At 69.7% G+C, this 26,864-nt stretch carries 26 protein-coding genes; 9 read left to right on the top strand and 17 right to left on the bottom strand.

Annotation, left to right across the window (positions count from 1 at the left end; genetic code table 11):
* Positions 1 to 38: 38 nt before the first annotated feature.
* The 4 genes from hflC to MKK60_RS16205 form a co-directional block, all read right to left on the bottom strand.
* Entirely contained in the window at positions 39 to 995 is a 957-nt protein-coding gene (gene hflC / locus MKK60_RS16220) for a protease modulator HflC (protein ID WP_147843690.1), read from the bottom strand.
* Positions 992 to 2,164, bottom strand: a complete 1,173-nt coding sequence (hflK, locus tag MKK60_RS16215) for an FtsH protease activity modulator HflK (RefSeq protein ID WP_243987249.1) — start codon at positions 2,162 to 2,164, stop codon at positions 992 to 994. Before hflK ends, hflC begins: the two co-directional genes overlap by 4 nt.
* A gap of 235 nt (positions 2,165 to 2,399) precedes the next feature.
* Positions 2,400 to 2,921 carry a dihydrofolate reductase gene (locus MKK60_RS16210; protein WP_409567413.1) on the bottom strand — a complete coding sequence of 174 codons (522 nt, stop codon included), beginning with the start codon at positions 2,919 to 2,921 and terminating at the stop codon, positions 2,400 to 2,402.
* Positions 2,921 to 3,715 (bottom strand): thymidylate synthase, encoded by a 795-nt coding sequence (locus MKK60_RS16205; RefSeq protein WP_243987319.1) that lies wholly within the window; start codon positions 3,713 to 3,715, stop codon positions 2,921 to 2,923. Before MKK60_RS16205 ends, MKK60_RS16210 begins: the two co-directional genes overlap by 1 nt.
* A 121-nt stretch (positions 3,716 to 3,836) precedes the next feature.
* Between MKK60_RS16205 and selA the strand changes: the two genes are divergently transcribed.
* Entirely contained in the window at positions 3,837 to 5,258 is a 1,422-nt protein-coding gene (gene selA / locus MKK60_RS16200; RefSeq protein WP_243987241.1) for an L-seryl-tRNA(Sec) selenium transferase, read from the top strand.
* A 171-nt stretch (positions 5,259 to 5,429) separates the two neighbouring features.
* A complete protein-coding gene (locus tag MKK60_RS16195; protein ID WP_147726067.1) occupies positions 5,430 to 5,906 on the top strand; it encodes a MarR family winged helix-turn-helix transcriptional regulator in 477 nt (158 codons plus the stop codon).
* Positions 5,907 to 5,919: 13 nt separating this feature from the next.
* Here the strand turns inward: MKK60_RS16195 and MKK60_RS16190 are convergent, their stop codons facing one another.
* From MKK60_RS16190 to MKK60_RS16180, 3 genes are all read right to left on the bottom strand, one after another.
* Positions 5,920 to 6,441 carry an SRPBCC family protein gene (locus MKK60_RS16190; protein WP_243937735.1) on the bottom strand — a complete coding sequence of 174 codons (522 nt, stop codon included), beginning with the start codon at positions 6,439 to 6,441 and terminating at the stop codon, positions 5,920 to 5,922.
* Between the two features lie 51 nt (positions 6,442 to 6,492).
* Positions 6,493 to 7,827 carry an alpha-amylase family glycosyl hydrolase gene (locus tag MKK60_RS16185; protein WP_243987230.1) on the bottom strand — a complete coding sequence of 445 codons (1,335 nt, stop codon included), beginning with the start codon at positions 7,825 to 7,827 and terminating at the stop codon, positions 6,493 to 6,495.
* Positions 7,828 to 7,889: 62 nt separating this feature from the next.
* Complete coding sequence (locus tag MKK60_RS16180; protein WP_243987221.1) at positions 7,890 to 9,284, bottom strand: pentapeptide repeat-containing protein; 1,395 nt, start codon at positions 9,282 to 9,284, stop codon at positions 7,890 to 7,892.
* A gap of 185 nt (positions 9,285 to 9,469) precedes the next feature.
* Between MKK60_RS16180 and MKK60_RS16175 the strand changes: the two genes are divergently transcribed.
* Positions 9,470 to 11,761, top strand: a complete 2,292-nt coding sequence (locus MKK60_RS16175; protein ID WP_243987219.1) for an FdhF/YdeP family oxidoreductase — start codon at positions 9,470 to 9,472, stop codon at positions 11,759 to 11,761.
* Between the two features lie 103 nt (positions 11,762 to 11,864).
* On the opposite strand, the gene MKK60_RS16170 is transcribed toward MKK60_RS16175, so the two are convergent.
* From MKK60_RS16170 to MKK60_RS28605, 5 genes are all read right to left on the bottom strand, one after another.
* Positions 11,865 to 12,080, bottom strand: a complete 216-nt coding sequence (locus MKK60_RS16170) for a hypothetical protein (protein WP_147726058.1) — start codon at positions 12,078 to 12,080, stop codon at positions 11,865 to 11,867.
* Between the two features lie 101 nt (positions 12,081 to 12,181).
* Entirely contained in the window at positions 12,182 to 12,883 is a 702-nt protein-coding gene (locus MKK60_RS16165; RefSeq protein WP_243987211.1) for a BA14K family protein, read from the bottom strand.
* A 116-nt stretch (positions 12,884 to 12,999) separates the two neighbouring features.
* On the bottom strand, positions 13,000 to 14,232 hold the full coding sequence (locus MKK60_RS16160; RefSeq protein WP_243987209.1) for an acyl-CoA dehydrogenase: 1,233 nt from the start codon (positions 14,230 to 14,232) through the stop codon (positions 13,000 to 13,002).
* A 128-nt stretch (positions 14,233 to 14,360) separates the two neighbouring features.
* Entirely contained in the window at positions 14,361 to 15,278 is a 918-nt protein-coding gene (locus MKK60_RS16155; protein ID WP_279604120.1) for an AEC family transporter, read from the bottom strand.
* Positions 15,279 to 15,394: 116 nt separating this feature from the next.
* The gene (locus MKK60_RS28605) at positions 15,395 to 16,327 is read right to left on the bottom strand and encodes a 3-hydroxyacyl-CoA dehydrogenase NAD-binding domain-containing protein (RefSeq protein WP_243987205.1); all 933 of its coding nucleotides are present in this window, start codon (positions 16,325 to 16,327) and stop codon (positions 15,395 to 15,397) included.
* A 114-nt stretch (positions 16,328 to 16,441) separates the two neighbouring features.
* Here MKK60_RS28605 and MKK60_RS16145 point away from each other — a divergent pair, with 114 nt between their 5' ends.
* The 5 genes from MKK60_RS16145 (at position 16,442) to MKK60_RS16125 (ending at position 21,111) form a co-directional block, all read left to right on the top strand.
* Entirely contained in the window at positions 16,442 to 17,422 is a 981-nt protein-coding gene (locus MKK60_RS16145) for an ABC transporter substrate-binding protein (protein WP_147726062.1), read from the top strand.
* Entirely contained in the window at positions 17,422 to 18,231 is an 810-nt protein-coding gene (locus MKK60_RS16140) for an ABC transporter permease (RefSeq protein ID WP_243946193.1), read from the top strand. The genes MKK60_RS16145 and MKK60_RS16140 overlap by 1 nt, the downstream gene beginning before the upstream one ends.
* A 7-nt stretch (positions 18,232 to 18,238) precedes the next feature.
* Positions 18,239 to 19,033: an ABC transporter ATP-binding protein gene (locus MKK60_RS16135; RefSeq protein ID WP_147726064.1), complete on the top strand. Its 795-nt coding sequence runs from the start codon at positions 18,239 to 18,241 to the stop codon at positions 19,031 to 19,033.
* Between the two features lie 94 nt (positions 19,034 to 19,127).
* Positions 19,128 to 19,781 carry an ABC transporter ATP-binding protein gene (locus MKK60_RS16130; RefSeq protein WP_147726065.1) on the top strand — a complete coding sequence of 218 codons (654 nt, stop codon included), beginning with the start codon at positions 19,128 to 19,130 and terminating at the stop codon, positions 19,779 to 19,781.
* 88 nt (positions 19,782 to 19,869) lie between these two features.
* Positions 19,870 to 21,111 (top strand): capsule biosynthesis protein, encoded by a 1,242-nt coding sequence (locus MKK60_RS16125; RefSeq protein ID WP_243987203.1) that lies wholly within the window; start codon positions 19,870 to 19,872, stop codon positions 21,109 to 21,111.
* 27 nt (positions 21,112 to 21,138) lie between these two features.
* On the opposite strand, the gene MKK60_RS16120 is transcribed toward MKK60_RS16125, so the two are convergent.
* Positions 21,139 to 21,879 carry a general stress protein gene (locus MKK60_RS16120; protein ID WP_243987201.1) on the bottom strand — a complete coding sequence of 247 codons (741 nt, stop codon included), beginning with the start codon at positions 21,877 to 21,879 and terminating at the stop codon, positions 21,139 to 21,141.
* A gap of 197 nt (positions 21,880 to 22,076) precedes the next feature.
* Between MKK60_RS16120 and flhA the strand changes: the two genes are divergently transcribed.
* Positions 22,077 to 24,224 carry a flagellar biosynthesis protein FlhA gene (gene flhA / locus MKK60_RS16115; RefSeq protein WP_147728230.1) on the top strand — a complete coding sequence of 716 codons (2,148 nt, stop codon included), beginning with the start codon at positions 22,077 to 22,079 and terminating at the stop codon, positions 24,222 to 24,224.
* Here the strand turns inward: flhA and MKK60_RS16110 are convergent.
* The 4 genes from MKK60_RS16110 to fliJ form a co-directional block, all read right to left on the bottom strand.
* Positions 24,136 to 24,657, bottom strand: coding sequence for a hypothetical protein (locus MKK60_RS16110; protein ID WP_243987199.1), 522 nt, complete (start codon positions 24,655 to 24,657; stop codon positions 24,136 to 24,138). The genes flhA and MKK60_RS16110 overlap by 89 nt on opposite strands.
* Entirely contained in the window at positions 24,654 to 25,124 is a 471-nt protein-coding gene (locus MKK60_RS16105) for a hypothetical protein (RefSeq protein ID WP_243987197.1), read from the bottom strand. The genes MKK60_RS16110 and MKK60_RS16105 overlap by 4 nt, the downstream gene beginning before the upstream one ends.
* A gap of 55 nt (positions 25,125 to 25,179) precedes the next feature.
* The gene (locus MKK60_RS16100; RefSeq protein ID WP_147728231.1) at positions 25,180 to 26,232 is read right to left on the bottom strand and encodes a lysylphosphatidylglycerol synthase domain-containing protein; all 1,053 of its coding nucleotides are present in this window, start codon (positions 26,230 to 26,232) and stop codon (positions 25,180 to 25,182) included.
* Positions 26,233 to 26,406: 174 nt separating this feature from the next.
* Entirely contained in the window at positions 26,407 to 26,820 is a 414-nt protein-coding gene (gene fliJ / locus MKK60_RS16095; RefSeq protein WP_243987195.1) for a flagellar export protein FliJ, read from the bottom strand.
* Between the last annotated feature and the right edge of the window lie 44 nt (positions 26,821 to 26,864).

Below are 26,864 nucleotides of genomic sequence, written 5' to 3'. Positions count from 1 at the left end.
GGCCCGCCCCGTTCAAGGGCGGGCCGCCTGCGTCATGGTCAGCGTGCCGGGCCGGTCGAGCCGGTCGTCGCTGCCGGGTCGGACCCGCGCGGCGCCCCGCCCTGCGCCGCCTTGCCCTGCGGATCGCTGAAGTAGCGGAAGAAGTCCGAGTTCGGGCTCATCACCAGCCGGGTCTCGTTCCCCTTCAGCCCAGTCTCGTAGGCCTGCATCGAGCGATAGAAGCTGAAGAAGCCCGCATCCTTCCCGAAGGCCTCCGCGAGGATGCGGTTCTTGTCAGCGTCGCCCTGGCCGCGCAGCTTCTCCGCCGTCTGGGTCGCGTCGGCGAGAATCACGGTCACGTCCCGGTCGGCCTTCGCCTTGATCGTCGCGGCGATCTGGTCGCCGTTGGCGCGGATGTCGGCGGCCTCGCGCTCGCGCTCCGTCTTCATCCGGCGATAGACCGCGACGCTGTTCTGGGCGGGCAGGTCGACGCGGGTCATCCGCAGGTCGACGATCTGCACGCCGAGCGCCTTGGCCTCCCGGTTCACGTCCTCCTGGATCTGGTTCATCAGGCGGGTGCGCTCGGTCTTGACGATGGCGTCGCGTGTCGAGCGCGCCAGGACGTTGCGCAGGGACGAGTTGGTGAAGCTCGCGAGGCGCTGGTTGGCCAGCGCGACGTTGTTCACCGACTGGTAGAACCGCAGTGGATCGACGATCCGGTAGCGGGCAAAGGCGTCGACCTCGAGGTTTTGCCGGTCGGCGGTCAAGAGCGTCTGCACCGGCAGGTCGAGGTCGAGGACGCGCTTGTCGAAGAGCACCACGTTCTCGACGAAGGGCAGCTTGAAGTAGAGCCCGGGCTTGTCCTCGCCGGTCTGGTTCAGGACGGCGCGGACGCGGCCGAACTGTAGCACCAGCGCCTGCTGCATCTGCCCGACGGTGAAGACCGAGGCATAGAAGGCGAGTGCGAGGGCGGCGGCGACGACCGCCGAGCCCGTGCGGATGGCCTGTGCGTTCATCGGGCCGCTCCATTGGTCTGCGCCGGGGCGGGGGTGCGGGACCCGAACTCGGCCAGCGGCAGCACCGGCACGACGCCAGCGGCACCGGTCGCGCCGGAGCCGGCGACGCTCTGATCGATGATCACCTTGTTCACGGAGCCGAGCACCTTCTCCATCGTCTCCAGGAAGATCCGCTCGCGGCTGATCGCCGGGGCGGTCTTGTAGGAGGCGTAGACCTCGTCGAAGCGCGCGGCCTGGCCCGTCGCGTCGGCGGTCGCCTTGGTCTTGTAGGCTTCCGCCGCCTGGACGATCTGCGAGGCACGGCCGCGGGCCTGCGGAACCTCGCGGCTGGCATAGGTCTTGGCCTCGTTCTGCGCCGTGTCGGCGTCCTGCTGGGCCGCGTTCACGTCGATGAAGGCGGGCCGGACTTCCGGCGGCGGGTTGACGCTGACGAGCTGCACCACCTCGATGCGCACGCCGGCGCCGTACTCGTCGAGCGCGTTCTGAGTGATCTCCTTGACCTCCTGCGCGACGCTCGACTGCTCGTTCGTCAGGATCGCCTGGATGTTGCGGCGGCCGACCACCTCACGCATCGCGCTCTCGGCGATCGCCTTGATCGTGCCTTCCGGGTTCTGGAGATTGAACACGTAGTCCGAGGCCTTGAGCGGGTTCACGCGCCACTGCACCTCGAAGTCGAGGTCGACGATGTTCTCGTCGCCCGTCAGCATCAGGCTCTCGTCGGGCATGTCGCGCGAGCGCGCCTGGGTTCCGCCGCCGGAGCGGAAGCCGACCTGGATCGAGTTCACCTGGCCGACATTCGGCTTGATCACGCCGCCGACCGGATAGGGGAAGTTGTAGCGCAGGCCCTCGCCCTTGGAGCCGACGTAGCGCCCGAAGATCGTCTCGATGCCGACCTGGTTGGGGGCGACGGTGTAGAAGCCGGTCGCGAGCCAGAGGCCCACCGCCAAGGCGCCGATCACCACGAAGCTCTTGCCGCCGCCGAGCGAGCCGCCCGGCATCACGCCACGCAGGCGGTCCTGGCCGCGGCGCAGAAGATCCTCGAGATTGGGTGGTGTCTTGCCGCCACCGCCACCGCCGCTGCCCCAGGGGCCGCCGCCATTGCCGCCGCCGCCACGACCCCAGGGACCTCCCCCGCCGCCACTGCCGCCGCTCTGATTGCTCCAAGGCATGCTAGCCGTCTTCTCCTGCCTGCTGCGGGATTGCCCGCGCGCCAACGGTTCGAACCGCCCGAACGGCCCGCGACCGTGTCCAAACCTGCCCGGATGAGGCAGCCACCGGAACGAGCGGAGGCCTACGCACCTGCGAGGGACCGTCGCCTGCTGTCAAGGCAAGCAGGTGGGCATCGGCGCCGCCTTTGGCAACCGCGACCGGACGCCCCTCCACATCCGAGGGAAATCGTGGTTTTCACGGGATGCGTTCGAGGTCCACGAACGTGTAGGCGTGCTCGTCGTGCGGACCGGCCGGATGCGCCTCGCGGAAAGTCTCGCGAAACAGGGTCCGGTCGAAGGCGGGGAAGCGCGTATCGCCGTCCGGGCTCGCCGCGACCTCGGTCAGCCTGAGGGCGTCGGCATGGGGGAGCGCGAGCCGGTAGATCTCGGCACCGCCGACCACCATCAACTCCTCGGCCGCCGCGGCCGCCAGCGCCTGCGACCAATCGTGAACCGTCTCGATCCCGTCGGCCGCGAAGGCGGGATCGCGGGTCATGACCAGCGTGCGGCGACCCGGCAGGGGGCGGCCGATCGAGGCGTAGGTCTTGCGCCCCATCAGCATCGGCTTGCCCATGGTCACCGCCTTGAACCGTTTCAGGTCGCCGCGCAGGTGCCACGCGAGCCCGTTGTCCCGGCCGATCACGCCGTTCTCGGCCAAGGCCACCACCAAGGTGATCTTGGCCGGCCGCATACCGGCCCCGTGCGTCGGGGACGGCATCAGACGGCCACCGGCGCGCGGATGGCGGGATGGGGCTCGTAGCCCTCGATCGCGATGTCCTCGTAGCGGAAGGCGAACAGGTCGCGGACCTCCGGGTTGAGGCGCAGCGTCGGCAGCGGCCGCGGCGTGCGCGTGAGCTGGAGGCGCGCCTGGTCGAGGTGATTCCGGTAGAGATGCGCGTCACCGAAGCTGTGGACGAAATCGCCGGGGCGCAGCCCGGTGACCTGCGCGATCATCGCGGTCAGCAGGGCGTAGCTCGCGATGTTGAACGGCACCCCGAGGAAGACGTCGGCCGAGCGCTGGTAGAGCTGGCACGAGAGCCGACCATCGGCGACGTAGAACTGGAACAGGCAGTGGCACGGCGCCAGCGCCATCCGGTCGAGGTCGGCCGGGTTCCAGGCCGAGACGATGAGACGGCGTGAATCGGGATTGCGGCGGATCTCGTCGACGACCCAGGCGATCTGGTCGACGGTGCCGCCGCCGGGCTTCTCCCAGGAACGCCACTGCTTGCCGTAGACCGGGCCGAGATCGCCCTGCGCGTCGGCCCACTCGTCCCAGATCGTCACGCCGTTGGCGCGCAGCGCGCCGACATTGGTGTCGCCGGTGAGGAACCACAGCAGCTCGTGGATGATCGAGCGCAGGTGCAGCTGCTTGGTGGTGACCAGGGGAAAGCCCCGGCCGAGATCGAACCGCATCTGGTGGCCGAACACCGAGAGGGTGCCGGTGCCGGTGCGGTCTTCCTTGGCGCAGCCCTCGTCGAGGATGCGGGTGAGCAGCTGGTGATACACGTCCATCATCCGACTTCCTGCCCGCGTTCGCGGGCGTTGCCAAGAGCGGGTCGCGGGCGGAGGGCCGACGGCGTGCGTGCGGCTTCGCGGGACTGGATGGAGCGGTCCGACCTGCTATCACTCGTTCATGGCTTCACGTGCGTCCGCTCCCCGTCCTCGCGAACAGGCACAGGGCGCGCGACCTCCCTCCGTCGAGCGGCTTCTCGGTGACGAAGCCTCCGTCGCGCTGGTGGAGAGGTTCGGCCGAACCGCTCTCCGGGACGCGATCCGCGACGATCTCGCCGCGATCCGGGCCGGCGGGGATGGCGTGCCGGAGGCGGCCGAGATCCTCGCCCGCGTCGGCCATGCTCTGGCCCGGCAGGCGAGCCCGTCCTTGCGGCGGGTCTTCAACCTCACCGGCACCGTTCTGCACACCAATCTCGGCCGCGCCCTGCTGCCGCCCGAGGCGGCCGCCGCGGTATCGGCGGTGATGACGGGCGCGAGCAACCTCGAGTTCGACCTCGCCACGGGCGAGCGCGGCGAGCGCGACGACCATGTCGAGGCGCTGATCTGTCGGCTGACCGGGGCGGAGGCGGCGATCGTCGTCAACAACAACGCGGCGGCCGTCTTTCTCGTCCTTAACGCGCTCGCGATGCGCAAGGAGGTGGTGGTCTCCCGCGGCGAGCTCGTGGAGATCGGCGGCTCGTTCCGCGTGCCCGACGTGATGGCGCGGGCCGGGTGTCGCCTGCGCGAGGTCGGCACCACGAACCGGACCCACCTGCGCGACTTCGACGAGGCGCTCGGCCCGCGCACCGGCCTGGTGATGCGGGTCCATCCCAGCAACTACGAGATCCGCGGGTTCACGGCGCAGCCCCGCGAGGAGGCGCTCGGCGCGCTCTGCCGCGAGCGCGGCGTGCCGCTGGCGCTCGACCTCGGCAGCGGCAGCCTGATCGATCTGGCCGCGCATGGCCTGCCGCCGGAGCCGACCGTGCGGGCCGCCCTCGCCCATGCCGACCTCGTTACCTTCAGCGGCGACAAGCTCCTCGGCGGGGTCCAGTGCGGGATCGTCGCCGGGCGCGCCGACCTGCTGCGGAAGGTTCGCAAGAGCCCGCTGAAGCGCGCGTTGCGGGTCGACAAGATGACCTACGCCGCGCTCGAGGCGACGCTGCGGCTCTACCTGCATCCCGAGCGCTTGGCCGAGCGCCTGCCGACGCTGCGCCTCCTGACGCGCCCGGCCGAGGCGATCGACGCCCAGGCGCGCCGGCTCGCGCCGGAGGTGGCACGTCGCCTCGCCGGCCGGGCGGAGGTCGCGGTCGCGGCCTGCAGCAGCCAGATCGGCTCGGGCGCCCTGCCGGTGGAGACCCTGCCGAGCGCCTGTCTGGTCCTGACCCCGCCCGCGGGCGAGGGCGGGCGCCGCGGCGGTGCCTGGCCGAAGCGCATGGCCGCCCTCCTGCGCGATCTGCCGGTCCCGGTGATCGGCCGGATCGCCGACGGCGCCCTGCACCTCGACCTGCGCACGCTTGAGGACGAGCCCGGCCTGCTCGCGAGCCTCGACGCGCTCGCCGCCTGAGACGGCAAGTGGCTCCATGCAATAAGTGGCTCTATGCAATGAGGTTTGCGACGGAATTTCACGTTCGCCCCCTCACCGATCGGACATATCGTGCTATGCCGGAAGGCCGGGGCGACGCGCGAGCGCGACGGAGACTCGCGCGTGACGATGTGGGCGACTGAGATGGCGTGCATGACGGAGGCGACGCGGGAGGCGCCCGAGGCGGAAGCCGAGCGGACCAGGGATCCCCTGCTGCTCGACAACCAGCTCTGCTACGCCCTCTATGCGGCCGCGCACCGGATGACGAAGTCCTACCGCCCGCTGCTGGAGCGGATCGGGCTGACCTACCCGCAATATCTCGTGCTGATGGTCCTGTGGGAGACCGACGGGGTCACCGTCTCCGAGATCGGGCGGCGCCTGCGCCTCGATTCCGGCACGCTGACGCCCGTGCTCAAGCGGCTCGAGGCGGCGGGGCTGCTCCAGCGCAACCGACGCCGCTCCGACGAGCGCGAGGTCGAGATCGCCCTGACCGAGAAGGGGCGTGCCCTGCGCGCCGACGCGGCGGAGGTGCGCCAGAGCGTCATGTGCCAGCTCGATCTGACCGAGCCCGAGGTGCAGGCGATGCGCATCGACCTGAACCACCTCATCGACAGCCTGTCGAAGGACTGACCGCACGGCTCGCCTAGGGAGCGGCTTCCTTGGCGATGCCGGCGAGGCCCGCCTCGTAGACGCCGGCGATGTCGGCGACCGCCTCGGCCTCGGTCATCCCCTCCGCCTCGAAGCGCGCGGTCCAGGTGACCGTCGCACCCTTGCCGATCGGCGTGACCGAGAGCGTCGACGTGTAGTCCTTCGCCGGCAACGGCCCGGAGACGAGCCTGTAGGAATAGCTCAGCGCCGCCTCGTCCCGCGCGGTCTCGATCTCGATGAGCGTGCCGAGGCCGCCCGCCGCGACGAGGGCGCGCACCGGGGCGCCGTCTTCCGACGACAGCGTGCAGCGCGTCACCTGCGGGTGCCACCGCGCGATGTCGCAGAAGCCGCCGATCAACGACCAGATCGCGGCGGGCGGCGCGGCGACGATGCGGGAGCGGGTCACTTCCAGCGCCGAGGCGGCCCCGGCATGCGCGACGATGCCGAGCGAGACCGCGAGGACGAGGTGTCCGGGCGACGGCTTGCGGATCCCGGTCGTGCGCGCTCGCGTCTGCATGGTCGGCCTCGTCCGCTTCACGATCTCCACCTAGGGCGGCGCGCCTGGCGATCACGCCTTTGCCGCGAGGATCGCCCATCCGTGCGGCGAAAGGCGGATGCGGGCCTGAGACTCGCCCTCGCCGATCACCTCGCCCTGCCCGGCTTCGAGGCCGAGCACGCCCGGCGCCGGCTGCTCCGACGGCTCGTCCGACAGGTTGAGGGCGAGGAGGAGCCGTTGCCCGTCGCCGTGCGCTTCCAGCGTCAGGGCGGTGTTGGTCAGATGCAGCGCGCGCGTCCGCGCCGTGTGCAGCCACGGATGCCGCCGGCGCAGGGCGATGAGGTCCTGATGCAGCCGGTAGGTCGGCCAGCCTTCCGGCGCGAGGTCGTCGGGGCTCGGGGGGAAGGCCGGGCGGACGGCGTCGTCGCCGCCGGCCCGGTCCTCCTTGATGCCGCGGAAGGCCTGCTCGTCGCCGGCATAGATCGAGGGCGTGCCGCCGACGGTGAGCAGCACGGCCAGGGCATGGGGCAGGTGCCGGATGTCGGCGATCCGGCTCGCGATCCGGGTAACGTCGTGGTTGCCGACGAAGGTCATCGGCACGAAGGCGTCGAGAAAGTCGTCGTGCCGCTTCAGGGCGTGTGCCAGCTCGAACAGGTTGCAGTCGTTGAGGCCGCTCCAGATCGCCTTCCACAGCTCGTACTGCGTCACCGAATCGAGGCCGGTCTCGGCGACGATGCCGGCGTAATCGCCGTGGATCACCTCGCCGACGAGGTAGGCGTCCGGATGCGCCGCGCGGACCCGCGGCAGGACGCGCGTCCAGAAGGCGCGCGGGACGGCGTAGGCCGCGTCGAGGCGCCAGCCGTCGGCGCCGCGGGCCAGCCAGTGATTCATCACCGCGACGACGTGGTCGGCGACCTCTGGGTGGTTGTGGTTCAGGGTGACCAGCGCGCTGTGGCCCTCGAAGCAGCGGTGGTCCGGCACGTCGCTGGGGTTGGTGCCCTCCGGCCAGGACAGGTGGAACCAGCCGGCCCGGGCGGCGGACGGGCCCTCGTCGAGGACAGTGCGGAACGCCGGAAAATCCTGCCCGACATGGTTGAACACGCCGTCGAGCAGGACCTTCAGCCCGCGGGCATGGGCCGCCGCGATCAGCCGGTCGAAGTCGGCCTCGTCGCCGAGCCGCTGGTCGATGCGCAGGTAGTCGATCGTGTCGTAGCCGTGGGTCGCGGACGCGAAGATCGGGCCGAGCGCGAGGCCGGTCGCGCCGAGATCGGCGGCGTAGTCGAGCCAGGCGACGATGTGGTCCAGGCGATGCGCGACCTCGGCGCCGCGTCGGCGCGTGCCTTCCGCCCCGACGAAGCCGAGCGGGTAGACCTGCCACCACACGGTGTCGCGAATCCAGTCGGGCATGAAGGTGCGTGATCCTCGGCCGGCGCGGCCATGCCCCGTGACATAGGGCGCGCCCGGCAAAATCAGCGGCGCAGCCGGTTGCCGAGCACGAAGCCGTAGAGCCCCATCAGGATGATGCCGGCGGCGCCTTCGATGCCGACGAGCAGGTTGGTGAAGCGGCCGATCGGCTTGACGCCGATCTCCGGCGGGTTCGCCGTCATCATGTTGAGCGCGCTGTAGCTCAGCCAGTCGACGGCGTTCCGGGTCGGCTCGGTCGACCCGTCCGGGATCAGGCCGCCGGCGAAACCGAACAGGACCGCGAAGACGACGATCAGGATGGCGAAGGCGCGGGCGATCCGCGACAGGCTCTCGCCGTAGTCGCACAGCCACTCGACGAAGCGGTCCGAGGTCCAGCGGTAGCCGTGGCGCAGGAACGCCCGCCCGTCCCGTGCGGTCCAGGCCGCGCGGGTCTTCTCCCCGGCCTCGAACCGCCCCATCCTTCGGCCGCGCTTGTACGCCCAGCTCGCCTCGTCGTGGCTCCCGATGCTCTTCAGATTCTGCTCCAGCGCGAGGTAGCTCGCCTGCGCGCCGGCGTAGTCGCCCGCGGCCTCCTCGCCGACCATGCCGCCGAGCTGCTCGATCCGCATCCGCGTGCCGTTGAGCCAGGCGCCGGCGAAGCGGGCATGGTGCAGCTTGCACGTGACGAAGTTGAGCCGGACCAGGCTGGTCTCCGAGAGGTCCGCGCCGGAGAGGTCGGCGCCGTCGAGCTTGACGTTCGAGAGGTTGGCGCCGCGAAGCCTCGAGCCGACGAGGCGCGCCTTGGTCAGGCTCGCGCCCTCGAAGTCCGCGTGCGTCAGGTTCACGTCGGAGAGGTCGGCCTCGTCGAGCCGCGCCCCCTTGAAGCTGGTGTCGTCGGCATCCGCCCCGGTGAAGTCCGCGCCCCACAGGTCGGCGCCGGAGAAGTTCGCGCCGTCGAGCAGCGCCTGCGGGAACTTCGCGAAGCGCAACGCCGCGTCGTCGAAGCGTGCATCCTCCAGCATCGCCTCGCGAAAGCTCGCCTGGCCGGCGACGATGCCCCGGAAATCGGTGCCGCTGAGGTCGGCCTCGCCGAGGTCGGCCTCTTCCAGGTTCGCGCCGGCGAAGGTGGCGGAGCGGCCGACCGCGCCGGAGAGGTTCGCCCGCCGCAGGTTCGCGGCCGAGAGGTTCGCCCCTTCCATCCGGGCCCGGTCGAGGACCGCGTCGGCGAGGTTCAGGCCGCCGCATTCGGGGTCCCACCACGCCGGCGCGGGCGCCTCAGGGTCGATGCGCTGCGCGAGCGTTGCGCCCGCGGCGTCGATGCGCACGAGATCGAGCCCGTGCTCGCCGGTCCCGAAGCGGGTGCTCCCCGCGGCGGCGATCCGGTCGAGGACCGCTTCGGTTCGGGCGTCGAGTGGGGCGTCTGCGGCGCGCGGCAGCGGGGTCTCGTTCCGGTCGGACAATCGGGGGCGTGCTTTCGATGATGGCCGGGGCGAGCCGTAGCACGGCCGACCGTCCGCCGCCGACCCTGCGCGCGCGCGATGTTTGCCGCATGCGCCCGACCGGACCCTTTCGCACCGACGGACGGTTCTTCCCCGAAGATCGCGCCTCCGGCCCGATCCGCGAACGCGAAGTTGGAGTCTCGGGAATGACGGATTCGGTGCAGCTCGATCCCTACGAGGGGCCGGCCGGCGGCTGGGGGTCGGCGAAGTCGCTGACCGAGATCCTGCTGCGCGAGCAGATCCCCGTCACCGGCGGGTTGATGCTGCGCCACCAAAACAAGCCCGGCGGGTTCATGTGCGTCAGCTGCGCCTGGGCCAAGCCCGGCAAGCCGGCGGTGTTCGAGTATTGCGAGAACGGCGCCAAGGCCACCGCGTGGGAGGTGACGCGCAAGCGCGTCGGCGCCGACTTCTTCGCCGCCCATACCGTGACCGAGCTCGCCGGCTGGCGCGACTACGATCTCGAGGAGCTCGGCCGCCTCACCGTGCCGCTGCGCTGGGACGCGGCGACCGACCGGTACCGGCCGGTCTCGTGGGACGACGCCTTCGCGGAGATCGGCGCCGAGCTGAAGGCGCTCGAGCCGAAGCAGGCGGTGTTCTACGCCTCGGGCCGCGCCTCGCTCGAGACCTCGTACATGTACGGCCTGCTGGCGCGGCTCTACGGCAACAACAACCTGCCCGACTCGTCGAACATGTGCCACGAATCGACCTCCGTGGCCCTGCCCGAGAGCATCGGCTCGCCGGTCGGCACCGTGTTGCTGGAGGCGTTCGAGCATACCGACTGCATCCTGTTCTTCGGCAAGAACACCGGCTCGAACGCGGCGCGGATGCTGCACCCGCTGCAGGACGCCAGCCGGCGCGGCGTCCCGATCATCACCTTCAACCCGTTCCGCGAGCGCGGGCTGGAGCGCTTCACCAACCCGCAGGCGCCGCTCGAGATGCTGACGCGATCCGAGACGCGGATCTCGTCGCAGTACCTCCAGGTGAAGGCCGGCGGCGACCTCGGGGCGATCTACGGCATCTGCAAGGCGCTGCTGGCGCTCGACGACGCGGCGATCGCGAGCGGGGCGGAGCGGGTTCTCGACACCGCCTTCATCGCCGAGCACACCCAGGGCTTCGAGGCGTTCGCGGCCTCCGTGCGCGAGAAGACCTGGGACGAGCTCGAGCGGCATTCCGGCCTGACGCGGAAGGCCCTGGAGCAGACGGCCGCGACCTACGCCAAGGCGAAGGCGACGATCGGCGTCTACGGGATGGGGCTGACGCAGCACCGCATGGGCGTCGAGACGGTGCAGGCCCTGGTCAACCTGCTCATGATGCGCGGCAACATCGGGAAGCGCGGCGCCGGCATCTGCCCGGTCCGGGGGCACTCCAACGTCCAGGGGCAGCGCACGGTCGGCATCACCGAGAAGCCGGAGCTGGTGCCGAACGACAAGCTGCGGCAGCTCTACGATTTCGAGCCGCCGATGGAGAAGGGCCTCAACACCGTCGAGGCCTGCGAGGGCATCCTCGACGGGACGGTGAAGGCGTTCGTGGCGCTCGGCGGGAACTTCATCCGCGCCGTCCCGGAGACCACGCTGATGGAGGCGGCCTGGAAGAGGCTGCGCCTGACGGTGCAGATCTCGACCAAGCTCAACCGCAACCACCTGATCCACGGCGAGGTCGCCTACATCCTGCCCTGCCTCGGCCGGATCGAGATCGACCAGCAGGCCGGAGGACGGCAGGCGGTCTCGATGGAGGATTCGACCGCGTGCATCCACGGCTCGAAGGGCTATGCCGAGCCGGCGGGACCGGAACTGCTTTCCGAGCCGCGGATCGTCGCCGGGATCGCCAAGGCGACGCTGGCGCCCAATCCGCGAATCGACTGGGATCGCTGGGGCAGCGACTACGCCAGCGTGCGCGACGCGATCGAGGCGACCTATCCGGATCAGTTCAAGGACTTCAACGCGCGGATGTGGACGCCCGGCGGCTTCCGCCGTCCGATCCCCGCGGCCGACCGCGATTGGAAGACCGAGAGCGGCAAGGCGAACTTCGTCACCCCCCGCGGGCTGTCGGCCGATCCCGACACCGAGCAGGCTGATCCGGATGTGATGCGCCTCATCACGATGCGGTCGAACGATCAGTTCAACACCACGATCTACGGCTACGACGATCGCTTCCGCGGCGTCAAAGGCACGCGCATGGTGCTGTTCATGAACCGCGACGACATCGCCCGCCTCGGCCTGCGCGATGCGCAGAACGTCGATCTCGTCGGTGCGGCCAACGACCAGGTGGTTCGGCGGGTGGATGGGTTTCGGGTGCTCGCCTACGACATCCCGAAGGGTTGCGTCGGCGGCTACTACCCCGAATGCAATCCGCTGATCCCGCTCTGGCACCATGCCGAGCGCAGCAAGGTGCCCGCGGCGAAGTCGGTCCCGGTGCGGATCGAGGTCGCCTCGGCCTGAGACCGGTCGCGGGCGAAGGACGATCGGCGCATCGCGGGCGCCGATCCGACGGGTGATCGATCATGGAACGCCGGCCCGAGCCTTTCGGGTCGGCGTTGGGCCGTCAGCCCTCGGCCTGTATCTCGGGCGCCATGTAAGGGCGGCCCTCGGCGGTCAGCGCCCGGTCGACAGCCTCGATCGCGACGAGGATGCGGGTCAGGTCCTCGGCCATCGAGACCGGCGCGAGATCGATCCCGGCGAGCCGCTTGGTCATCGCGTTGCGCTGGCGTGCGAGCACGGTTCGGGCGCGATGCAGGTCTTCGATTTCGTCGGCCATCATGATGTGAGTTTCCCTTCGGCCCGGCACGGTATCCGGCCGGCAGCAAAAAGCCCCGCGACCCTCTCGGCCGCGGGGCTCTCCTTCAGTTCGGCACGATGCCGTTACGGGCAGGAATGCCGCTGGCCGTCGTTGCCAAGGTAGGTCTGCGACCGCACATCGTAGGAGCGGAAGCGCTGGATGCAGTAGCTCACCGATTCCTGCGGCCCCGGCGCCACCTCGGTCTGAACCTCGGTGTATCCCGGATTGTAGCCGTAGCCGTAGCCGGCCGGCGCATAGCCGCCGCCGTAGTAGTTGTCGTCGTAGCCGTATCCGCCGTAGCCGTAACCCAGGCCGCCGCCGATCAGCGCGCCGGTCGCCAGCCCGAGGCCGAGCCCGGCAGCGCCGTATCCGAGGCCGCGACCGTACCCGCCGCGGTAACCGCGCCCATAACCGGCGCCGTAGCCCCGGCCGATCCCGCGGTTGGCGAAGCCCGCGTTGTTGGCGAAGCCGCGGTTTCCGCCGAATGCGCCGCGATTGGCGAAGCCGGCATTGCCGCCGAACGCGCCTCGGTTGGCGAAGCCGCCGCCTATCCCGCGATTGGCGAAGCCACCGCCACCGCCGCCGATGCCGCGACCCGCGAAGCCGCCACCACCGAAGCCGCGGCCTCCACCGAAGCCACGGCCGCCCCCGAACCCGCCGCCGCCGAAGCCGTGGCCGCCGCCGATGCCGCCGCCGCGACCGCCGAAGCCACGGGCGTCGACCGTCGCCGGAAGCATCGCGAGGGCGCCGACCATCAGCGCGGATGTCAGAACAATCCGTTTCATAAGATTCTCACTCGTTCATCGACATGATGTTGTCGGATAAACAACGCGCGAGAGAAAGAAACGTACCGTTGTATCATATGCCCGCGGCGAAACATCCAATCGTCGCGGTCCTCCGTTCAGAAGAAGGCCTGCAGCCCGGTCTGCGCACGCCCGAGGATCAGGGCGTGGACGTCGTGCGTGCCCTCGTAGGTATTGACCGTCTCGAGGTTCTGGGCGTGCCGCATCACGTGGTACTCGCCCATGATGCCGTTGCCGCCGTGCATGTCGCGGGCGGTCCGCGCGATGTCGAGCGCCTTGCCGCAATTGTTGCGCTTGATCAGCGAGATCATCTCCGGCGCCATCTTGCCCTCGTCCATCAGGCGGCCGACGCGCAAGGACGCCTGCAGCCCGAGGGTGATCTCGGTCTGCATGTCGGCGAGCTTCTTCTGGATCAGCTGCGTCTGCGCCAGCGGACGGCCGAACTGCTTGCGCTCCAGGGTGTAGGACCGCGCCCGGTGCCAGCAATCCTCGGCGGCACCCATCGCCCCCCACGAGATGCCGTAGCGGGCGCGGTTGAGGCAGCCGAACGGCCCCTTCAGCCCGGAGACGTTCGGCAGCAGCGCGTCCTCGCCGACCTCAACGCCCTCCATCACGATCTCGCCTGTGGTCGAGGCGCGAAGCGACAGCTTTCCCTTCAGCGTCGGGGCGGAGAGCCCCTTCATGCCCTTCTCCAGGATGAAGCCGCGGATCGCGCCGTCATGCGCGTCGGACTTCGCCCAGACCACGAACACGTCGGCGAAGGGCGCGTTCGAGATCCACATCTTGGCGCCCGACAGGCGGTAGCCGCCGTCGATCTTCTCGGCTCGCGTCTTCATCCCGCCGGGATCCGAGCCGGCATCGGGCTCGGTCAGGCCGAAGCAGCCGATGAACTCGCCGGACGCGAGCTTCGGCAGGAACTTGCGGCGCTGCGCCTCGGAGCCGTAGGCGTGGATCGGGTACATCACCAGGGACGACTGCACGCTCATCATCGAGCGGTAGCCGGAATCGACCCGCTCGACGGCGCGGGCCACCAAGCCGTAGGCGACGTAGCCGGCGCCGGCGCAGCCGTACTCCTCCGGGATCGTCACGCCGAGCAGGCCGAGCGCGCCCATCTCTTGAAACAGGTCCGGGTCGGTCTTCTCCTCGGCGTAGGCCTCGACGATGCCGGGCAGCAGGCGCTCCTGCGCGAAGTCGTGCGCCACGTCGCGGATCGCGCGCTCGTCCTCGGTGAGCTGGTCGTCGAGCAGGAACGGGTCGTCCCAGACGAAGCCGGCCGACGCCTTGGCCGTGGGGCCGGCGCTTCCGGCAGGCGCGCGCATCGGTGCGTTCATGGTCGGTCCCTCTCCGAGACTGTCTTCGCCGGTTCGGTGGTCCGCCGGTCCGTTGCTCGCGAAAATAGACGGATGCGCGCCGACTTCCACCGCGCCCGGCGCGGCGAAGGGTCAGCCGCGCGCCGCTGTCACGTCCGGCCGAGCAGGGTCAGCCAGGCGATGGTGGTGAAGGGCGCGAGCAGCGTCGAGACCAGCAGGGAGGCCGCGATCAGCCCGGTCTCGGTGCGGTAGCGCATGGCGAGCAGGTAGGCGTTGATGCCGACCGGCATCGCCGCGAACAGGGTCGCGACGCCGGCATAGGCCGGCGGCATCGCGAACACCTTGGTCGCCAGCAGCCACACGATCAGCGGATGCACGACGAGCTTGAGCAGCGCGATCACCACGGCACCCGGCAGGTCGAACAGCACCCGGTAGCGCCGCAGCCCGGCGCCGAGCGCGATCAGCGCGCAGGTCGAGGCGGTCGCCGCGAACATGTCGATCAGCGACTTCGGGATGCCGGACGGGACGACGCCGCCCTGCTTCAGCGCCATCCCGATGAGCAGCGCCACGAAGATCGGGTTGCGGATCAGCACGAGAGCGAGGCCGCGCAGGCGCTGCCACAGGGAGCGACCGGCCTCCGCCTCGATCAGGAAGGTGGCGCAGCCCATCATCAGCGGCAGGTGGACGGCGAGCAGCAGGAAGAGCGGGAACGCGCCCTCCTCGCCGTAGGCCTGCAGGATGGTCGGCACGCCGACGAAGATCGTGTTGGACTGGCTCGCAGCGAAGCCGTGCAGGATCGCGCCCTGCCGCCCGATGCCGTCCCGCCTCCGCGCAATCAGCGAGCCGGCGAGCCACGACACGCCGGCGCCGCCGAAATAGGCGATCCAGTAGCCCCAGGCGATCTCGCCTTCGAGGCCGGGCCTGGTCAGCGTCGCGATGATCAGCGACGGCACGGCGATGGCGAAGACGTATTCCGACAGGCCCTCGCTCACCTTGTCGGAGAGCAGCCCGGCGAGCGCGGCGCCCCAGCCGATCAGGATGATCCCGAAGATCGGGACGATGATCATCACGGCGTTCACGGGATGGCCGACCGGTTCGTGTTCGAGGAGGTGCCGCGCATAGCACGCCCGTTGCGGCCGTCGCGCTGCGCCCGGCGCATGGCCGCAGCGAACCCTTGCGCCGGCTACGGCCCGGCGACCTCGGTCCGGGCCTTCAGGATGTCGATCAGCGCCCGGTCGCGGCGGGCTTCGAGGTCGGCGAGCGAGCGTCCGGCCGCCTCCGCCGCGACGCCCTCGACGATGGCGTCCTTCACCGCCTCGCTCAGGTCTGGATGGCCGAGGCTCTCCCAGCGGCGGACCTGGCTCGGGCCGAGATGGTCGAGATAGTGCCGGATGCCGCCCGCGCCGCCGCCGAGATGGTAGGTCATGTGCGGCCCCATCGCCGCCCAGCGCAGGCCCGGCCCGTTGCAGAGCGCGGCGTCGATGTCGGCGACGCTCGCGACCCCCTCGGCGACGAGGTTCACCGCCTCGCGGTACAGGGCCGAGGCGAGGCGGTTGGCGACGTGGCCCGGCATCTCGCGCCGCAGGATCACCGGGCGCCGTCCGAGCCCGGCGTAGAACGCCGCCGCGCGCTCGGCGACCGCGGCGTCGCCGGTGACGATCTCGACCAGCGGAACTAGGTGCGGCGGGTGGAACGGGTGGGCGACGATCACGCGCTCGGGCGTGCCGCAATCGGCGACGATCCGGCTGCGCAGCATCGCCGAGGTGCTCGACGCGACGATCACGCCGGGGGCCGCCCGCGCGTCGAGCTCGGCCAGGATCGCGCGCTTGACCGCCTCGTTCTCCGGCGCGTTCTCCTGGACGAAGACGGCGCCGGACACGGCTTGGTCGAGCGTCTCGCAGATCTCGAGGCGACCCGTGCCGGTCGGGCCGAGCTCGGCCAGCTGATCGCGGTATCGGGCGACGGACGCAAGCATCCGATCGGCGAAGCCGGGGGCGGTGTCGTAGGCCGCCACATCGAAGCCGTGCGCCAGGAAGAGCGCCGCCCAGCTCGCGCCGAGCGTGCCGCAGCCGACCACGGCTATCGGGCCGGTTTCATCCGTTTCAACAGCTGTCACCGCGTCGCCTCCCTGCGCTTTACTTTCAGTCGAGCCCGCGCCTAGTCAATGCGACGGCCGGCGTACAGCGTCGGGCCAAACGCAGGCGGGACGACCTGCGACCGGAGGACATCGATGTTCAAGCGCGCTTCGGCTGCCGCCGCCGCAATCCTGTTCCTGGCCGCCGGAGCGGCGCAGGCCGACGACGTCGTCCGCCTCGGGAACCTGAAGTTCGCCCATTACGGCGCGATCTCGTACATGAAGGAGATCGCCCCGAAGTTCGGCCTGAAGATCGACGAGAAGCAGTTCGCCAAGGGCGCCGACATCTATCCGGCGATGGCGGTCGACCAGATCGACATCTCGGCCTCGGGCGCCGACGGCGCGGTGGCGGCGCGCGGCAACGGCGTGAAGCTCTACGTCGTGGCGGGCTTCGCCAACGGCGGCGTGCGGATCCTGAAGCGGCCGGACCTCGACGCGGTGAAGACGCTGAAGGACGTGAAGGGCCTCAAGGTCGCCACCGTCCGCGGCGGGACGCAGGACCTGATGCTGCTCGCCGAGCTCGACAAGCACGGCATGACCTGGGGCGAGCGCGCCGGCAAGGACGTGCAGCTGATCTACTTCAACAACTACGCCGACCTAAACCAGGCGCTGGCGCAGAAGTACGTCGACGTGATCTGCCAGTCGGAGCCGCAATCGACCCAGGCGATCAGCGCCGGCTGGGGCGTCGAGGTGGTCAAGCCCTACGACACGCCGATCGGCATTCCGGTGCGTCCGCTCGTCATGACCGAGAAGATGTACAACGAGAAGCCCGAGATCGCCGGACGCGTCCTCAAGCTGTTCGTGGCCGCGACCAAGGCGTTCATCGACGACCCGGCGCTCGCCGAGAAGTACGTGCGGGAATCGGTGTTCAAGGGCCAGCTCTCGAGCCAGGACTTTCGCGACGGCATGGCCAACGCGAGCTACACCTACGACGTCCCGGCCGGCCACATGCAGACGACCACCGACTACATGATGAAGTACGGCCTGGGTAAGATGGTGACCCCGCCCAAGAGCGACGCCGAGTGGGTGAAGACCGATCTTCTCGACAGGGCCAAGGCCGAGCTGAAGATCAAGTGATGCGGCTGTCCTCGCTTCGCGGCGCCGTCGTCCCGGTCGGGCTGCTGGTCCTCTGGGAGATCCTGAGCCGGGTCGGGGTGTTTTCGCCGATCGTCCTGCCGCCGCCGAGCGCGGTCGCGGTGAAGTGGTATGCCGGCCTCCTGCCCGCCCTCCCCTACGAGCCGGGCCAGGAGAGCTACGCCGCCTGGCTCTTCTCCGGCGAGATGCCGCACGACGCGGTGTCGAGCCTGACGCGGGTGCTCTCGGGCTTCGTCATCGGGGCCGGGCTCGCGGTGCCGACCGGGCTGATGCTCGGCACCAGCGACCGGCTCTACGCGCTGTTCAACCCGCTGCTGCAGGTGCTGCGCCCGATCCCGCCGATCGCCTACATCCCGCTCGCCATCGTCTGGTTCGGGCTCGGCAACCCGCCCGCCCTGTTCCTGATCGCGCTCGGCACCTTCTTCCCGGTGCTGGTCAACACCATCGCCGGCGTCCGGCAGGTGGACTCGATCTACATCCGCGCAGCCCGGAACCTCGGGGCGAATTCCTGGACGATGTTCCGCCGCGTGATCCTGCCGGCGGCGAGCCCCTATGTGCTGGCCGGCATGCGGATCGGGATCGGCACGGCCTTCATCGTCGTGATCGTCGCCGAGATGATCGCGGTCTCCGACGGCCTCGGCTACCGCATCCTCGAGGCGCGCGAGTACATGTGGTCGGACAAGATCATCGGCGGCATGCTGACGATCGGCATCCTCGGCCTGATCATCGACGGCGCGATGAGCCGCCTCAACGACCACCTGCTGCGCTGGCATCGCGGCCTCGAGCGATAGGCCGTTCATGTCCGCAGAGATCGTCGTCGCGAACGCCGTGAAGGTGTTCGGCTCTGGAACCGCCGCGGTCGCGGCGCTGCAGGACATCACCGCCACGGTGCCCGAAGGCCAGTTCCTGTGCCTGCTCGGTCCGTCGGGCTGCGGCAAGTCCACCCTGCTGAACGCCATCGCCGGCTTCACCCCGCTGACCGACGGGCGGATCACGCTGGGCGGCCGCCCGGTGACCCAGCCGGGGCCGGACCGCGGCATGGTTTTCCAGGAATACGCGCTGTTCCCGTGGATGAACGTCGAGGACAACGTGCGCTTCGGCCTCGACATCAAGGGGGTGCCCAAGCCCGAGGCGACCGTCACCGTCGACCGCATCGTCGCGACGCTCGGCCTTTCCGACTTCCGCAAGCGCTATCCGAAGGACCTGTCCGGCGGCATGCGCCAGCGCGTCGCGATCGCCCGCATCCTGGCCCTCGACCCGCCGGTGATGCTGATGGACGAGCCCTTCGGCGCGCTCGACGCCCTGACCCGCCGAACGCTGCAGGACGAGCTGCTCCGGATCTGGTCGGAATACCGCAAGACGATCGTGTTCGTGACGCACTCGATCGAGGAGGCGATCTACCTCGCCGACCGCATCCTGGTGATGACCTACCGCCCGGGCCGGATCAAACGCGACGTCGTCGTGCCGATGCCGCGCCCGCGCGATCCGGCGAGCCAGGACTTCAACGCGATCAAGCGCGAGCTCGGCGCGCTGGTGATGGAGGAGCAGCAGCGCTTCACCAACGCCGAGTTGCACGCCCCGGCCGTCGATTAGGCGCGCGGCCGGCCATCCTCAGATTCGCCGTTTTCGGTGCGCACAGCCGCGGGGCGGCCTGCCGACCCGGTCGCGCCGAGGAGACCGGCCCGCGGTGATCCGCTTCGAGAACGTCACCAAGATCTACAAGACCGACGGCCACCGCCGCACGATCCTGGAGCGGGTGTCGCTGACGCTGAAGCCCGGCATCAGCTACGGCATCCTCGGGATCAACGGCGCCGGCAAGTCGACGACGATGCGCATGATCGGCGGCACCGAGGAGCCGACGAGCGGCAAGATCAAGCGGAACCTCCGGGTCTCCTGGCCGCTCGGCTTCGGCGGCGGCTTCCACCCGATGATGACGGGGCGCGACAACGTGATCTTCGTCGCCCGGGTGTACGGCGAGGACCCGAAGCGGGTGCTCGACTACGTCGAGGACTTCTCCGAACTCGGCAGCTACCTCGACGTGCCGATCCGGACCTACTCCTCCGGCATGGGCTCCCGCCTCGCCTTCGGGATGAGCATGGCGATCCCGTTCGACTGCTACCTGATCGACGAGGTCACGGCGGTCGGCGACGCGCGCTTCCAGCGGCGCTGCTCGGAGGTGTTCGCCGAGCGGCGCAAGTCGGCCGACGTCATCATGGTGTCCCACTCGATGGAGACCATCCGCGAGTGGTGCACGCAGGGCATCGTGCTGATCAACGGCCGCGCGATCATCTACGAGGACGTCAACGACGCGATCGAGGTCTATCGCCGCCTGAACGCGTGAGGATGCGCGGCGCGGCAGACATCGTTTCGCCGCGCACGAAGCCGAGGATGGTCGCCGCCTCCGCCGGGACAACGGAAACAGCAGGTCCATGAACGTCGAGATCCGCAATCCCCAGGGCCAGCCGTTGACGACCGCCGACCGGTCCAAGGCGGTGGCGGAGTCGCTGAGCCAGATCGCGCGGCTGTCCCGCTTCGCCGATCGCAAGAAGGGCATCCGCTCCTACCAGAGCCACGTGAAGAGCGATCCGTGGCTGCCGATCCTGTTCGTGCTCTGCTTCGTCCTGCCGACCGCGCTCGGCGGGATCTATTACGGCCTCATCGCCTCCGACCGCTTCGTCACCGAGGCGCGCTTTGCGCTGCGCCCGGCGCTCGGCGGCGCCGAGAAGGCGACCCCCGACGCGGTCGGCACCAACGCCGGCGTTCCCAAGGAGATGCTGGCCCAGGACGTGCTGATCACGCACCAGTACGTCCTCAGCCGGCCGATGTTGGAAGTCATCCAGGCGAAGCTGCCGATCCGGGAATGGTTCAGCCGGGATCAGATCGACTTCCTCTCCCGCTTCGACGCCGAGAAGCCGATCGAGAAGTTCCTGAAATACTGGCGCGAGCGCGTGAACGTCGAGCTCGAGGGCAGCTCCGGCATCATGTCGCTGACGGTGTCGGCATTCGACCCGGCCGAGTCGCTGGCGATCACCAAGGCGGTGATGGCGGAAGCCGAGCGGATGGTGAACGAGCTCAGCATGCGCGCGCGCACCGACGCGGTCGCCGAGAGCAACCGCGAGATGCGCCTCGCCGAGGAACGCCTCGCCAAGATCCGCTTCGCGGTGCGCGACCTGCGCAACCGGGACGGCGTCCTCGACGCGCAGAAGGCCAACGAGACCAATCTGAAGGTGATCGGCGAGCTTCGTGCCGCGCGCATCAACCTGTCGGTTCAGCTGACGATGTCGCTGCGCGACCTCGCACCGGAATCGCGCCGGATCCAAGACATGAAGGCGCAGATCAAGGACCTCGACGACAACATCAGCCGGATCGAGCGTCAGTCGGCGAGCCAGGATCCGGAGCAGAAGCGCCTGCTCTCCGACGCGCTGACGCGGTTCGAGGCCTTGGACAACGAGCGCAAGGACACCGAGAAATACTACGCCAAGGTCATCGCGGCCAACGAGCGCGCGCGGATGATCGCGGCGCGGCAGATCGAGTTCTTCAGCCCGATCGTCGAGCCGGTGCTGGCGGAATCCTCGACGCAGCCGCGGCGCCTGCTGATGAGCAGCCTGGTCGCGGCGGGCGCGGCGGTGTTCTTCGCCGCCGCCCTGTTTGCCCGCAAGCAGATAACCTGATCGCCGCAAGGCGACCAGGTTCGGGGGTCAGCGGCGGTCCGATCCGAAGGTCTGGGTCGGCGCAGGCGGCGTGCCCGCGGCCTTGTGCTCCTCCGCCGGCAGCAGGGTGTGGCCGCTCTCGGTGTCGAGCCCCGTCGTAGTCGAGCCCGCGGCGCCGATCGCGGTCGACCCGATCTCACCCCTCGCCCCGTCCGAGCCGGTCATCCCACCGGTCCAGCCCTGTGCCCGCCAGTCCTGCGCCCGCTCGTCGAGATCGATCGAGCCGTGCCGATCGAGGATGGCGAGGACGCGGTCGGCATGGCCCTCGTCGACGCGCGCGGTGACGAGGGTCCCGCCCCGGCGCACGCCCTCCGCATAGGTCTCCGCCTCGTGCTCGCTGAGGCCGGCGCCGGTCAGCGCGCCGAGCAGCCCGCCCGCCGCCGCGCCGACGCCGGCGCCGGCCGCGGTTGCGATGAGCCAGCCCGCCGCCACCACCGGGCCGATGCCGGGAATCGCCAGCATCCCGAGCCCCGCCAGGAGGCCGGCGCCGCCGCCGAGCACGGTGCCGAGCGTCGCGCCGGTGCCGGCGCCTCCGACGTTGGCGTCGTTCGGGTCGGACGAGCGCGTCGGATCCCCGACGGGGGCCAAGCGCCCGGCGTGCCGATCCTCGGCGTTGTTCGCGACGATGCTGATGTCGCCGTGCGGGATGCCCTCGGCCTCGAGCTTGTCGACCGCGCGGGCCGCCGCGTCGTAATCGTCGAACAGGGCGGTGATGGCTCGCATCGCCATGGGCATTCCTCCGGTGTCGAACCTCGGATCGCGCAAACCGCCTGGACGGCGGGCCCGATCCCGAGCCCGTTCAAGCCGCGGAATCCGAGCCGGGTTCCAGCTTGGCCTTAGGCATCGATCGCCTCCGTTAAGGCGCCGCTAACCATCCGCCCGGCAGATCTTGCCGGGTCCGCCCGTCGCGGGCGGGAGCGGTGGACATGAGCGAGACGGCGATCGCGTCGGAGCGGAGCGGAGGCCTGTCGGCGCTCGCCGGCTTCTCGATGCCGAACCGCGCCAGCCTCGATGCGCTCACCAAGCGCACCGACCTGTTCTTCGCCACCGCGGTGATGGGCATCCTCGCGGTGCTGATCTTCCCGCTGCCGTCGGTGCTGCTCGACCTGCTGCTTGCCGTGTCGATCATCATGTCGGTGCTGATCATGATGACCGGGCTGTTCATCGACAACCCGCTCGAGTTCACCGTCTTCCCGACGCTGCTGCTGATGGCGACCATGCTGCGGCTGGCGCTCAACCTCGCCTCGACCCGGCTGATCCTCGGACACGGTCACGAGGGCACGGCGGCGGCCGGCCACGTCATCGAAGCCTTCGGCAACTTCGTGATGGGCGGCAACTTCGTCATCGGGATCATCGTGTTCGCGATCCTGATCATCGTGAACTTCGTCGTGATCACCAAGGGCTCGGGCCGCATCGCCGAGGTCGCGGCGCGGTTCACCCTCGACGCGATGCCCGGCAAGCAGATGGCGATCGACGCCGACCTCTCGGCCGGCCTGATCGACGAGAAGGTCGCCAAGGCGCGGCGCTCGGCGCTCGAGGAGGAATCGTCGTTCTTCGGCGCCATGGACGGCGCCTCGAAGTTCGTCCGCGGCGACGCGATCGCCGCCCTGCTCATCACCTTCATCAACGTGGTCGGCGGCATCATCATCGGCGTCGCGCAGCAGGACATGGCGATCGGCGCGGCGGCCAAGAGCTACACCCTGCTCACCATCGGCGACGGCCTCGCCTCGCAGGTTCCGGCGCTGATCGTCTCGACCGCGGCCGGCATCCTCGTCTCGAAGGCCGGCGTGAAGGGCTCGGCCGATAAGGCGCTGGGCAAGCAGCTCGCCAACTACCCGAAGGCGCTCGGCATGTCCTCGGGCGTGATGGTGCTGATCGCGCTGATGCCCGGCATGCCGATGCTGCCGTTCCTCGCCCTCGCCGGCGCCTCCGGCTACGCCGCCTGGCGGTTCGCGAAGACCGCCCGCGAGGCGCCCCCGCTCGATGCCGCCGGCGTGCCGATGGACGCGGCGGCGGTGGCGGCCGCGGCCAAGGAGAAGGAGGAGACGGTCACCGACCTCCTGAAGCTCGATGAGCTCAAGCTCGAGATGGGCTACGCCCTCCTCGCCCTCGTCAACGGCGAGGGACAGGACCGGCTGACCGACCAGATCAAGGCGCTGCGCCGGCAGCTGGCGGCCGATCTCGGCTTCGTCATGCCCTCCGTTCGGATCCTCGACAACGTCCAGCTCGATGCCAACGCGTACGTCGTGCGCGTGAAGGAGATCGAGGCCGGAACCGGCCAGATCTTCCCCGGCCAGTTCATGGCGATGGACCCGATGGGCGGGCAGGTGCAGCTTCCCGGCCAGCACATGCTGGAGCCGACCTTCGGCCTGCCGGCGACCTGGATCGACGCGTCCCTGCGCGATCAGGCCCAGCTCAAGGGCTACACGGTCGTCGATGCGGCCACCGTCGTCTCGACGCACCTCACCGAGATCATTAAGGCGCACGTCTCGGAACTTCTCAACCACGTCGAGGTCTCGAAGCTGCTGCGCGAGCTGTCCAAGGAGCACGCCGACCTGGTCAAGGAGGTCGTGCCCTCGCAGATCAACACCACGGGCATCCAGCGGGTGCTGCAGTTCCTGCTGGCCGAGCGCGTCTCGATCCGCGACCTCGGCGCCATCGTCGAGGGCATCGCCGAGGTCGCCGGATCGATCAAGAACCCGCGCGACATCGTCGAGCACGTCCGCGCGCGGCTCGGCCGCCAGATCTGTGCGCAGTATCAGGGCGCCGACGGCATGCTGCCGATTATCACCCTGTCGCCGGCCTGGGAGCAGGCCTTCCTCGATTCGATCGTCGGCGAGCGCGACGAGCGCTACCTGGCGATGCAGCCCTCGAAGCTCACCGAATTCGTGCAGACGGTGCGCGACCGGTTCGAGACCGCCGCCCGCATGGGCGAGATGCCGGTGCTCGTCACCTCGGTCCAGGCCCGGCCCTTCGTCCGCTCGATCATCGAGCGCTTCCGCCGCGAGACGCCGGTGATGAGCCAGGCGGAGATTCACGCGCGGGCGCGGCTTCGCAACGTCGGCTCGGTCTGAGGTCCGGCGGCGGATAATCGAGCGGCAGGCTTCGAACGCCGCGGCGATAGGGAAATCGCGCGCGTTGCAGCGGATCCGGACCCGTGAAGATCAGGCGAACCCGGAAGGCGACCGGGCTCGCGCAGAGCAGGTAGTCGCGCAGGTTCGGCTCGTCCGGCAGGAACCACGCCGTGGTGAGGTAACGCGCGTCGTCCCGCACCCATCCGGGGATCGGCAATCCCCAACGGCGTGCAAGATGCTCGGCGATCGCACCGAGATAGGCGTCCGCGCGCCGATCGCCGACGAGTCCGGGATCGCCGGCGATCATCGCCGCCTGGCGCTCGATCTCGCCGTCGAGCGCGTAGAACGCGTCGAGGAACTCGCGGCTGTGATGATCCCATTCGCCATCCTCGCGGATGCGGATGGCGAGCGCGTGCAGCGTGGCGGGTCTCACGACGACGCGTCCAGGACGCCCGGAAAGCGGAGTTGCGCATCGATCGGCGGGGCTTCGTCGTAGATCGACGCGTCGAGGGCGTGCAGGCTTTCCAGGTCGAGGATCCCGAGATGGGCGGCGAGCGCGCGGGCATCGTCAATGTCGCGCGTTCCGCGATCGAGGCTGCTCAGGGCGCGGAGCTTCATGGCGAGGAGATCATGCGGACGGGCCACGAGCGTCCTCAGCCCCGGGGGGCCCTCGCTGGGATAGGTGCCCGACACATCGAACAAGCTCTCGGGCTCGTCGAGGGGCGTGAACATGCCGACGGCATTGTTGAGCCAGTCGGGATCGAGTCCCATCAGCCCGGCGACCCGGGCGACGGATGGCGCGAGCGTCGCCTCGTCGAAGCCTTCCCGCACCACCGCGTCGACGTCTCGCGTCGATCGCCGCCATGCGACGCGAAGGTTCAGAGCGCCGCCACGGTGCACGACCAGTTCGACGAAAAGGCCTCGCGCGGCCAGATCCGCTCCGAGGCCCTGTCTCTCACACCGTCTTCTGCTTCAGGTCCCGCTCGATCTTCGCCGGATCGAGGCCGGGCGCGACGAGCGGCGGGTCCGGCGTGGGGGCTGCCGACGTCCCGGTCCCGCGCAGGGCGCCGGCCAGGCGGTTGCGCTCGTAGAGCAGCACCACGATCACCGAGATCAGGAACGGAAGCCAGAAATAGAACATCCGGAAGACGAGGAGCGCGGCGATGATCGAGGGCCGAGCGATGTCGGGCATCGCCACCACGAAGACCAGCTCGAACACGCCGAGGCCGCCCGGCGCGTTCGAGACCAGCGCCGCCGAGAACGAGGCGAGGAAGACCGCAAGGACCACGAGGAAGCCGGGATTGTGCGCCTCGGGCAGCGCGAAATAGATGATGCCGGCGGCCCCCAGCAGCTCCAGCGGGGCCGCGATGATCTGCCGGATCATGATCGGCGGGCGCGGGTACTCGAGCTTGAACGACCGGATCGTCAGCGGCTTCAGCCGGAGCAGCGAGCCGGCGATGTAGAGCGCGACCGCGCCGAGCAGGACAGCGCCGAGGGTGCGGGCGGTGCTCGGGTTGGTGAGGATCGCCGGCAGGTAGCCCTGGAGGCGCGTCAGGGTATCGGGGAGCGCGACGAGCACGAAGCCGCCGAGCAGGATCGTCCCGAGGCCGAAGGTGAAGGAGCACAGGGCCACGAGCACCGCGACCTGCGCGGCCGACAGGCCCTTGGCGGTGTAGGCGCGGTAGCGCACCACCGCCCCGGAGAACACCGAGGCGCCGATGTTGTGCGACAGCGCGTAGGTGGTGAAGGAGCAGACCGAGACGAAGAACGTCGAGATGTGCGTCACGCCGAGATGCAGCAGCGCGATCCGGTCGTACCAAGCCAAAGCGGCGTACGCGACCAGCGTCGACAGGGCGGCGAGCAGGAAGCGGTGCGGCGGGATGGCGGCGAGGCTGCCCTTGATCTCCGACAGCGAGATGCCGCGCAATTCACGAAACAGCAGGTATCCGGAGACGATCACCGCGGCGAGGCCGACGATCGGCCAGATGAAATCGCTGATCTTCTTCATGGACACCGACACCTCGGGGGGAACGCCCCTGATGCGTCAGGACGCGACGCATCGCAAGCACGCCCGCGGGAGCGCGCCTGCGCGGTCTGATGTCATCGGATCATGACGGTTTCGTGCCGCCTTGCCTCTCGCGCGGACGCGTGTCTCGCGTGAGGCGCTGGGGCGCGGCTCGCCTCAGGCGCGGGCGCGGGCGCGGGCGAGGCCGATCCCGTCCATCGCCGCCTGCTCGCGGACGGCTTCCGCGGCGCGCTCGGCCGAGCGCTCGCGATCGTCGAGGATCTCGACCTTCTTCAGGTCCTCGAACGCCTCGCCGAGCTCGGCCTTGGCCTCGGCGAGCTGGCCTTCCAGGGCGATCGCCGATTGGCGCATGTTGTCCCGGCGCGTGGCGGCGGCGCGGGCATAGGTCGGGTAGGCGAAATGCCCGATGTCGGTGATGCCGGCGCGGGCCTCCTCGTGGACGACCTCGCGGTCGAGCTCCATCGCCATGCGCTGGAAGTCGGCCATCATCATCTCGATCTGGGTGACGCGGCGGCGCTTCTCGTCGACCTGAAAGCGGCGCAGCCGGATCAGCGTGTCACGCGATTTCATGGGATACGCTCACTCCACACAACGCAGGAGATCCAGGCATATGA

It is taken from the genome of Methylobacterium sp. J-092, assembly GCF_022829325.1.
Classification (GTDB): Bacteria; Pseudomonadota; Alphaproteobacteria; order Rhizobiales; family Beijerinckiaceae; genus Methylobacterium.
The sequence above is the reverse complement of the archived record's forward strand: the minus strand, read 5'-3'. Positions and strand labels throughout refer to the sequence as shown.